This window comes from Leptolyngbya sp. FACHB-541 (assembly GCF_014695875.1).
In the GTDB taxonomy this organism is placed as follows: Bacteria; Cyanobacteriota; Cyanobacteriia; order Elainellales; family Elainellaceae; genus JAAUTN01.
Window position 1 is genome coordinate 1 of record NZ_JACJPC010000068.1, and the last position, 9072, is coordinate 9072.

7 protein-coding genes and 1 pseudogene are annotated in these 9072 nt (G+C 48.5%); 4 read left to right on the plus strand and 4 right to left on the minus strand.

Annotated elements, in window-relative coordinates; all coding sequences use genetic code 11:
- Positions 1-109: 109 nt before the first annotated feature.
- A pseudogene (locus H6G00_RS15155) lies at positions 110-427 on the minus strand (DUF1016 N-terminal domain-containing protein); the annotation flags it as partial.
- A gap of 275 nt (positions 428-702) precedes the next feature.
- Here H6G00_RS15155 and rnc point away from each other — a divergent pair.
- Positions 703-1869, plus strand: a complete 1167-nt coding sequence (gene rnc, locus H6G00_RS15160) for a ribonuclease III (RefSeq protein WP_190797398.1) — start codon at positions 703-705, stop codon at positions 1867-1869.
- Positions 1870-2035: 166 nt separating this feature from the next.
- The gene (locus H6G00_RS15165) at positions 2036-2266 is read left to right on the plus strand and encodes a hypothetical protein (protein ID WP_190797399.1); all 231 of its coding nucleotides are present in this window, start codon (positions 2036-2038) and stop codon (positions 2264-2266) included.
- Positions 2267-2358: 92 nt separating this feature from the next.
- On the opposite strand, the gene parA is transcribed toward H6G00_RS15165, so the two are convergent.
- The gene (parA, locus tag H6G00_RS15170; RefSeq protein WP_190797400.1) at positions 2359-3024 is read right to left on the minus strand and encodes a ParA family partition ATPase; all 666 of its coding nucleotides are present in this window, start codon (positions 3022-3024) and stop codon (positions 2359-2361) included.
- Positions 3025-3318: 294 nt separating this feature from the next.
- Between parA and H6G00_RS15175 the strand changes: the two genes are divergently transcribed.
- Positions 3319-3699, plus strand: coding sequence for a hypothetical protein (locus H6G00_RS15175; RefSeq protein ID WP_190797401.1), 381 nt, complete (start codon positions 3319-3321; stop codon positions 3697-3699).
- Positions 3700-4541: 842 nt separating this feature from the next.
- Complete coding sequence (locus H6G00_RS15180) at positions 4542-5108, plus strand: site-specific integrase (protein ID WP_190797402.1); 567 nt, start codon at positions 4542-4544, stop codon at positions 5106-5108.
- A 115-nt stretch (positions 5109-5223) separates the two neighbouring features.
- Here the strand turns inward: H6G00_RS15180 and H6G00_RS15185 are convergent, their stop codons facing one another.
- Together H6G00_RS15185 and H6G00_RS15190 are read right to left on the minus strand one after the other, a co-directional pair.
- Positions 5224-8307, minus strand: a complete 3084-nt coding sequence (locus tag H6G00_RS15185; protein ID WP_190797403.1) for an ATP-binding protein — start codon at positions 8305-8307, stop codon at positions 5224-5226.
- Positions 8304-8594: a helix-turn-helix domain-containing protein gene (locus H6G00_RS15190; RefSeq protein WP_190797404.1), complete on the minus strand. Its 291-nt coding sequence runs from the start codon at positions 8592-8594 to the stop codon at positions 8304-8306. Before H6G00_RS15190 ends, H6G00_RS15185 begins: the two co-directional genes overlap by 4 nt.
- Positions 8595-9072: the final 478 nt, after the last annotated feature.

Here is a 9072-nt window from a genome sequence, read left to right on the forward strand (position 1 = left end):
GACAACACCTCACGATGTTGCCCTTGCATTTCGCTAACCCTTCACCTCCATCAGGTTGGGTAGAGGACTTTCACCTCCAAGTGATTGGCCATGCCTGGCGCACGGGAATTTGTGCAGCAGCTTGCTGCACCATTTGCTCATCTGGGTAAGCCTCGGCAAAAGCCCTCATGTACTTCAAGTTGCGGGGAGAAAAGCCTTTCATCCCTGGAAACTCTTGCCGCAGGTCCTTGGCCAACCGCTCAATCACCTTGGCTCCCCATCCCTGCTGCTGCTGGCGGTCCAGAATCTCCTGCCCAATGTTCCAATAGAGCGCTACCAGTTCCCGATTCACGGACAGGGCAGCTTTCACCTGAGCCGTCCGAATCCGTTCCTTCAGATTCCGCAGGAATTGGTCATAATCACTTCCTGCATTGAACAAATCAGCCATAAATTAGGACGTTTGCGGCACTGAACTATCGTATTAGCGGATGCTGTGCGGACCATCGCCACTGAGATACTGATTTTAATCGATTTGTATTACAGTTTTAACGATATAAATTGTTTTAACTAATTATATAGTTTAAAGCGTTGAGAGAGCGACTTCAGGAAACGGGGCGATCGCCACTGTAGATCTCTTCACCCCAAGCAATCAATTCGGTATAGCTTGCGTTCGTCGCCCCCATTTTGTTGGGTTCTACATGGAGTGAATGGCACTCTTCTTTAATGACAATTCATCATTCTGACCAAGTTGGCAAAGCTCTCTGCCTGTTGAAGAAGGGACTGTATCCCTACATCGAGCAGAAGATGCAGCGTGTTTATCGGGATACCTGGCTAGTGAAGGCAGAAGCCTGTCTTCCTCAAGGTTTCACCTTAAAACGAACCATTCAAGAAACACTGCGTGAGGATGTCTCTGCACTCTTGATGGTTGTCTCTAGGCAATGGGACAAGGTCTTCAAAACGTCTCTGTCACACACAGATCGTGCTCTCGTAAGTGAACTCATCGAAGTTCGCAACAAGTGGGCACACCAGACACCATTTTCAACCGAAGACCTTTACCGCGTTCTGGATAGCGCCTCCAGACTATTGACTGCGATTGATGCACCAGAGACAAAGGTGGCAGAGCAGCAACGGCAAGATGTACTCAGCTTGATGCTTCAGGAGCGATCGTGCTCTAGTCCGCATGAAATCAGAGATGCTGCAAAAGAGTCCAAAGTCAGAGATCTACTGCACGATCTCCTAGAACAACTGCCCTTCCAAAATGCTCTGCTGCTCTATCGCGCCTTGACCCACCGCACCTATGTGTATGAACATCCCACCGAAACGGAAGGGGACAACGAGCAGCTAGAGTTTCTGGGTGATTCAGTACTAGGCTTCCTGGCAGGTCAATACCTTTATCGGGCTCATCCTGGACAGAGCGAAGAAGCGCTGACAAAAGGTCGCTCTAACCTAGTGGACAACCAGCGACTAGCAGAGTTTGCTACGACCTGGAGCTTGGGTAAATGGATGTTCCTGGGTAATGGTGAAGCATCGATGGGAGGACGTACCAAACCATCCCTTCTGAGCAATACCTTTGAAGCAGTGATCGGTGCATATTACCTCGACTCCAGCATGGAGGCAGTTCGTGTGCTGGTAGAACCTCTCTTTATTGGTGCTGTTGCAACGACTTGTGCTGACCCCAAAGGCAAGCTTCAACAGTATGCCCAGAAGGAATATAGCCAAATTCCAGAGTATGTAGTCCTTACTGAATCAGGACCCGACCACGATAAAATTCGCGTTGTTGAAGTGCGGATTGCTGAGATGCCCTTTGGGCAGGGAACAGCACGCGGCTCAAAACAAGCGGCAGAGAAAGAAGCAGCGATCGATGCTTTAAAGAGACTGGTCCTCTGCTAGCCAGGTAGAAACTCTAAGAAGAACAGCTTTAACGGTATAAATAGTTTTTACTGTTTATACCGTTAAAGCTGTTTATTTTGAATTAAATTCCTGAAAGTTTGCTCCCTCCATTTACCCCAGGGGAATACTGGGCTTAAGGTTTAAAGAAAACGGGAGAGCTGAGACGATGCTAGAGCATAGAAAAAACGAGGGGTACTTCCCAATTCCACTATGGTTGCACCGGAATGATATTAAAGGATTAGGATTTGATGTTGATCAGCTAACGGATGGTGACATGGAATACCTGACCCAGCGAATTGCTCAGGATCATCTAGGGCGATACTACCCCGGCTCGATCCGACAAACGCTGGAGTCTTACATGAAGCATGGAAGGAAACCAGACGACGAAGCCGTTTAACTGAGGCTATGTCTACAAACCTGAACCTCAACCTAGAAAAGTATAAACAGGCAAAACTATTTATAGTATTAAAACTATTCATACAGTATTTTCTATTTTTTCATTCTCAAAATATCCAGAACCTCGTCAGTTAGCTTTTCGATCTCTTCAACAGCTGCCGAGGCCTTGCTCCCAAGACTATGAACCGTCTGTCCAAACACCGCTGCTTGGCGATACACCTGTCGGTGCCTGAGCTGCGTTTGGGCCAGGACAATCCCAAATTCAGGCAAGACCTCCAAAGTTTCTTGCGCCAGAGTTGTGTTGGGCTGGCACTGATTCATCATCAGCCGAGCTTGCAGTGTTTCATTGATGTCGCTGACATTCTGGATCACCTGGCGGATGCCGACAGCTGCCCACATATCCAACGGAGAAGGAATGATAGGAACCAGAGCCAAGTCAGCGATGAGCAGAGCGCTCTGAGGTACTGGAGAGTCTGCTGCTGGCGGACAGTCAATGATGATGCAATCATAGTCATCAATCAGCTTCTTGACTTCTCTGTGGACTTTGCCGCTTGCAGCACTGAGACCCACAACCGACGCCGGGAAAGGGGCGTCATCTTCTGCTGAGGCAGCCCAACGGGTCGCAGTACCTTGAGGATCAGCATCGACTACGAGAACTTTGTTACCCCGGCGAGCGATCGCGCCAGCAAGTTGCATACTCACGGTAGTTTTACCGGAACCACCCTTCTGATTAACGACAGCAATAATTTTGGCAGTCATAGAAATTATACAAATAGTAAAAAGTGTTTATACAGTTTTTACAGTTAATAAGTTTTATACGGTTTGCTCTAATGCCGACATTCTTGCATACTTATAGAGAGACTGAAATAAACATACTATTTATATAGTTTTTACAGTTAAAATAGTTCAAGTAATTCCACAGGAATTAGCTGCTGTTGAAATAGCTAATAGGGAAATCGCGAATAAAGTCTCTATACGGTTTGTAGTTTATATACAGTTTATATTATTTCTACCCCTCCTCAAAAATCAGCTAGCCCTATGACCAAAAAAAGCATGAAGTCAGCACTTAGCGCTTCCCTTAAAGCAGAAGACGAGACCGTTAGAAACCGATTTGAGAGAGCAGAGAGCTTGCTAGAAAACAAATTCCCGTCAAGCGACCGACTGGAATCGACTTCTGGTTCAGAAGAATCCGTTAGCAAGGAGCAGGCTAAAAAGGAACGGGTAATCCGGGACAGCTTTACTTTACCCTCAGGTGATTATGAATTGATTGCAGCATTACGGCAGCGGTGTCTCAAGTCCGCCGTGAACGTCAATAAAAGCGAGGTGATTCGAGCGGGACTCCACGCTCTCAATCAGCTCTCTGACGAGGACTTACTCTATGTTGTTGACGGTTTAGCGAAAGTGAAAACCGGACGACCTGCAGAAAAAGTATAAATTATATATACGGTATATACGGTTAAATGGATTAAATTCAGTTTGGGTTACCAGAAGTTAAAGCCAACAATTCCATTCGCCAAAGGCTAGTTCGCAACTTGACCTGGACAAACCGGCAGATGCAACTAAGCCTGGATTAACGCAGAACTAGTTTTAGCAGAGGAAGAATTTTGGTCGTTTGTGAGGAGTCAAAGACAACTGTCCCATGTAGAGCTGCAAATGGGACAGTTGTTAGCATCCATTCCTTAACGCTCAAAAATTTTCCTCTGCTAAAACTAAGCCAACCTTAATAGCTCGCAACTGTGCGTTCGCTATTACTACTTGAATTGCTGACATAGCTCATAACGACTCTCGAAAGTTGTTTGTAACTTATCCAGCCGATTAATCAACTGATATAGGTAAGAAGACAATCTTTTAGTCTTCTCGAAGCGCCAAGCCTCCACAGTAGTGAGGTATTCAACAAAATGCTTTGGCTCACAACTGCCACTGCCGTGCCACGAGTGAAAGCCCTTGTGTAGGTCTTCGTGCATTGCCAAAAGGTTCTCATGGATTGCGGCTAAGTCTGGACGTGTCGAACAGCCTTCCACTCTGGCGGCACTCTGGTCGAAATGTTTGGGTTAGGTTGTCCGCCCATTGTTATCTTTAGAAACTCTTGTCATGACTTTACCCAAGTTCACCGTGTAGACATCGGGGCCTTTTTATTCTCAATAAGAGAGCATTTCGAGCAATAAGGGGTTATTCTCTGCCTACGCTCAGCAAAGCTGCCGTGAAACGTAGTAGAGCCGTTCGTAATCCAACCGGAATACGAATAAAATGGGGAGAACACTTTTCTGAGGAGAGTTATGCCGCGTGATGGAAAGACGAATCGATCCGGCAGCGCTGCAATTTTAGAACCGGATGAACTGCAAGATTTGTTTGCTGAACTGAATGACCCCTACCGGGCGATCTCCCAGATCTGTTATTTGACCGCTGGCAGGATTGGCGAAGTGGTGAGCCTGCGAGTTGAGCATCTGAGAAATGGCTATGTCGTTTTCCCAGTTCCTAACACGAAGACTAACGAAACGCGCAAGGTGGTCATGTCGGAGCCGTTGCAAAAGGTGTTGGAGCGAATTAAGCCAGCAGCAGGGTATCTCTTTCCCTCTGGCTCCAAGACTGGATACATCACCGCCAGGGCAGTGGAGAAGCACGTCAAGTTAGCAGCTGAATTGTTGGGCTTTGAAGGAGTGAGTTTGCACAGCTTTAGGCGATCTCGGCTGACTCACTTGCATGAGCAAGGTTGGGGGCTGCACGAACTGAAGCGAGTGAGTGGGCACAAGTCACTGTCGCAGCTCCAGGCTTATCTGGGTGTGGATCAGGCGGTGGTAGATGAGAAGCTAAAGCGGGCTGATGCGGGGTTCGAGGTGGCTTGAAAGGGGAATCTTAGAAGTAGAGATGATGAGGCGGCATTTGGCGGGGGCGATCGCGGTTTACAGTTGACATTGAGTTAAACTCAGCGGAGCCGTCATTCACCCCGCTGAGTTTAACTCAATGCCGATTTGAATTGAGTAGGGTAATGACTGCACTAACGAGTTGTTCTGGCTCTAGTGGTTTCGTCAAATGTTTTTGAAATCCAGATTGCAGCGCTTTTTCCTGATCGATTTCTGTGGCATAGGCAGTAAGCGCGATCGCGGGAATCATTGCGCCTTGAGCCGGTGGGCGTGAGCGGATCTGCTGCATCAGCATATAGCCATCGATTTCTGCCATACCGATATCACTGACAATTACATCTGGGATCAAGCGATCGAGTGCCTGCAACGCTTCTGAGCCAGAGGCAGCGGCAATCACCGTTGCCCCCTGTCGTTCCAGCAGAAACGCCTCAAACTCGCGGGTATCGGTATCGTCATCTACAAGCAAAATGTGCACATTTTGAAGCTGCATTTCTGAATTGGCTTGAACCTGAATGGGTTCAAGATTGAGCGGGTTTGCTTGCAACGTCGGCAACTGCACAATGAAAGTTGAGCCTTGATGCTCACCGCTACTTTCTGCTTGAACCGTGCCGCCATGTAGTTCCACAATTTGCCGCACGATCGCCAACCCCAACCCCAGACCACCAAATTTGCGAGTCGTTGAGCCGTCTTCTTGCCGAAAATACTCAAACACATGAGGCAGAAATTGCGGACTGATTCCCTTGCCCGTATCGATGACTCGAATTTGCACCGTCGAATTGCCCAAGCTGCCTTCCTCAGCAACTTGCTTCAGTTGAATTGTCACCTGCCCACCGTTGCCTGTGAACTTGAGTGCATTGGTGAGCAAATTCCAGACCACTTGTTGCAGCCGGGCAGCATCGCCAAAGACTGGAGCAACATCCGAATCAAGGTCAAGCGTGATTTGGATGTTTTTCGCGTCTGCCGCTAAACTCACGGTTTCAACAGCAGCAGCAATGATAAATGCCAAACTGACCGAAGTCGCGCTTAAGCTCAGCTTGCCCTGCATGATGCGGGAAATGTCGAGCAAGTCCTCAATCAGTTGCGCTTGGAGTTTGGCGTTACGCTCGATTGTGGCTAAGGCATCCTTTTGACGGGCAGGAGCGACTTTGCCGTTTCGCAGCAGTTGTGTCCAGCCCAAAATCGGATTTAAGGGCGATCGCAACTCGTGGGACAGCACGGCGAGAAATTCATCTTTGATGCGGTTCGCTCGTTCTGCTTCTTCTCGTGCTGCCTGTTCGCGATCTAAAACTTGTTTGCGTTCCGCTTCAGTCTGTCGCTGTTCAATCAGGTCGGCAGCCTGACGCGCCAACAGATCCAGAAAACGGAGTTCTTGCTCAGTCGGTCGGTGGTGTTTACGCCAATGCGTCGAAACCATACCGATCCGCCTACCTGAACGTCCGATGAGTGGGGTAGATTGGGCAGAAATTAACCCAGTCTTGAGATGTAGACGGAGAGATCCGTCAGAGTCTTCGCTTTCTAGTGCATCAAAATCTACAAAGGCGCGCTTACCCGTTGCCAAAACCCTACCGCAAGACGTGATTGAACTGGCACTCATGCGCTGGAAACGCTTAGTAACGGTTCGATCAATCCCCTGGGTGGCGATCAGCACTAGCTCTTGGGTCGATTCATCCAGCGCTTGAATTGAACCGGTATCTGCCCGTGTCAGGGTAATTGCAGCAGAGACAATTTCGTCGTAAAGCACCTGAATGTTGTCTTCAGCGATCATTCGTGCGCTCAAGTCGCGCAACAGCCGAGTATTTTTCAGATCGTGGGTAATGATGGCTTCAGCTTGTTTGCGATCGCTGATGTCAGCAAACACGATCGCCACCTGGCACATGGCTGCATCGCCGACCCGCGACACCAAAACGTCAAACCAACGATCGAGCGCATCCGAGCGCACTTCAGTGCGGATAGACTCACCGGTGTGAATGACTTGTGCGTAAAGGTCATTCCAATACTGTTCCAGTCCCGGTATCAGTTCACTTGCCCTTTTGTCTTCTGGGTTGGCAATACCGGTCTGTCGTTTGAAGGCTGGATTGGCTTGCAAAATGCGGTGATCAAACGGCTTGCCCTCGGCATCAAAGAGCAGTTCAATCGTGCAAAACCCTTCGTCGATCGACTCAAACACAATGCGATACTGTTCTTCAGATTGACGTAGGGCGGCTTCTGCCTGTTTGCGTTCGTCTTCGACGCGCACGCGATCGGTGATATCTACCGCCGTTGCGTAAAGCACTTGTGCTTCTAAGTGAGGCTGCGCTCTCCAGAGCAACCAGTGGTAGGAGCCGTCTTTGTGCCGATAGCGGTTTTCAAACGCAAACGTTTCATTGCCTGATAACACGCTGACGCTTTCCGACACAGATGCGAAGATATCGTCTGGATGCAGGAAATCAGTCCAGGGGCGGGATGTCATTTCCTCAGGTGTCCAGCCGAGAATACGCTCAAAAGCTGGGCTGACCCAGTGGAAATAGCCGTGGCTGCTCATAATCACTTGTAAATCTGACCCCGCGGCAAGAAACCGATCTCGTTCCTGCTCAACTTTTTTGCGTTCAGTAATGTTGGTAAACAAAACGGCGAACTGATGGTCTTGCGGCTCGCCGATGCAAAAAGCGTTGATGTCAAACCAACGATCTAGAGCACTTGCGTAATTCTCGAATCGAGCAGATTCCCTACTTTGTACGACTCTGCCATAGATTTCAACCCAGTAAGCTTCAAGGTTGGGAGCGAGTTCCCGCATCCGTTTTCCTGTGGCTTGCTCCAATCCGGTGAGGTGTTCAAACACTGGATTAACTTCAAGAAAGCGGTAATCAGCGGGTTTACCGTTCTCATCAAACAGCATCTCGCAAATGCAGCAACCCTGGTCGGTCAACTTGAACAACGTCCGGTATCTTGCTTCGGATTCACGCAGTGCATCTGTTTGGGTACAGTTTTGCGACAGTACCGATGCGTGCGGCATCGCTTCGGGTCTTTGAGCTTGATTGAGTTCAGCTAACCGACTTTGTACTGCTGCTTTCAAGCTCTCTGACCAGGTTTCGATCCCACCCAGTGGCGTTTGCGACCAGTCATACGATCGTAGTAACGCACTGATCTCGCTGTTCCCTGCAAAAGGGGAGTCAGCAATTTCCTTTGGTTCCTCCGCCCTCATGCTTTTAGCTCTCTTGCGGAAAAATATTTTTCTCGCATGTCCTGGCTATGTTCTCGTAATGTTGCGTTGGGCGATTGGGACAACTGATGGAGTAGTATATCAATTTGCTTGAGTGCTAAGGGCGAAGGCGTAGCATGTCCATTTTCCCAGCGGTTGATCGTGGGAAAGGAGACGCCAAGCTGAGCCGCAAACTTTTCCTGAGTCAGCTTTAAGGTCTGCCGGAGTTCTCGAATCAGCTGACCAATAGCGGGTTGTTCGATCCCTAAATAGTCCTGATGAAAAGCCACATCGTTCACACTTTATAAAGTCCTTTATCTATATGAACGTCGTTTATTTTGAGAAGAAATCTATCTATCTCAGGGTTAGGAATGGATTTAGGTACCTGAACATAACTTCTAACTCAGCATTTTACGATTACGCAAACCAACGCCAATTGCTAGGGAGTTTGATCCCCTATGGGGGGTGATGAGCGAAGCTGTTACGAAATGCAATTAGGCTGAAACCAGTGCGGGCGCAGGGATTGAGAGCAGTTTGCATGTACTAAAAATTTCTGTTGTATCTCTCATTTGCCTCTACTGGCTAACGAATTTACGTTGTTTCAAGCTTGGGATTTGGTCTAATTGCATCTGGTGACAGCTTCGCTCTCATCACACCAATCTGCGGTCACCAAGCAGCGGGTCACGGTCATTTATCGTGGAACGCGACCCATGTCGTGACCGAACAGCGGTACACTTAAGGTCTAAATACACTTTTGAGAGATCAAGA

What these genes read in the sequence shown, in the direction of transcription:
- rnc (WP_190797398.1), top strand. Translation starts at nt 703, where the DNA reads ATGACAATTCATCATTCTGACCAAGTTGGCAAAGCTCTCTGCCTGTTG.
- H6G00_RS15165 (WP_190797399.1), top strand. Translation starts at nt 2,036, where the DNA reads ATGCTAGAGCATAGAAAAAACGAGGGGTACTTCCCAATTCCACTATGG.
- parA (WP_190797400.1), bottom strand. Translation starts at nt 3,024, where the DNA reads ATGACTGCCAAAATTATTGCTGTCGTTAATCAGAAGGGTGGTTCCGGT.
- H6G00_RS15175 (WP_190797401.1), top strand. Translation starts at nt 3,319, where the DNA reads ATGAAGTCAGCACTTAGCGCTTCCCTTAAAGCAGAAGACGAGACCGTT.
- H6G00_RS15180 (WP_190797402.1), top strand. Translation starts at nt 4,542, where the DNA reads ATGCCGCGTGATGGAAAGACGAATCGATCCGGCAGCGCTGCAATTTTA.
- H6G00_RS15185 (WP_190797403.1), bottom strand. Translation starts at nt 8,307, where the DNA reads ATGAGGGCGGAGGAACCAAAGGAAATTGCTGACTCCCCTTTTGCAGGG.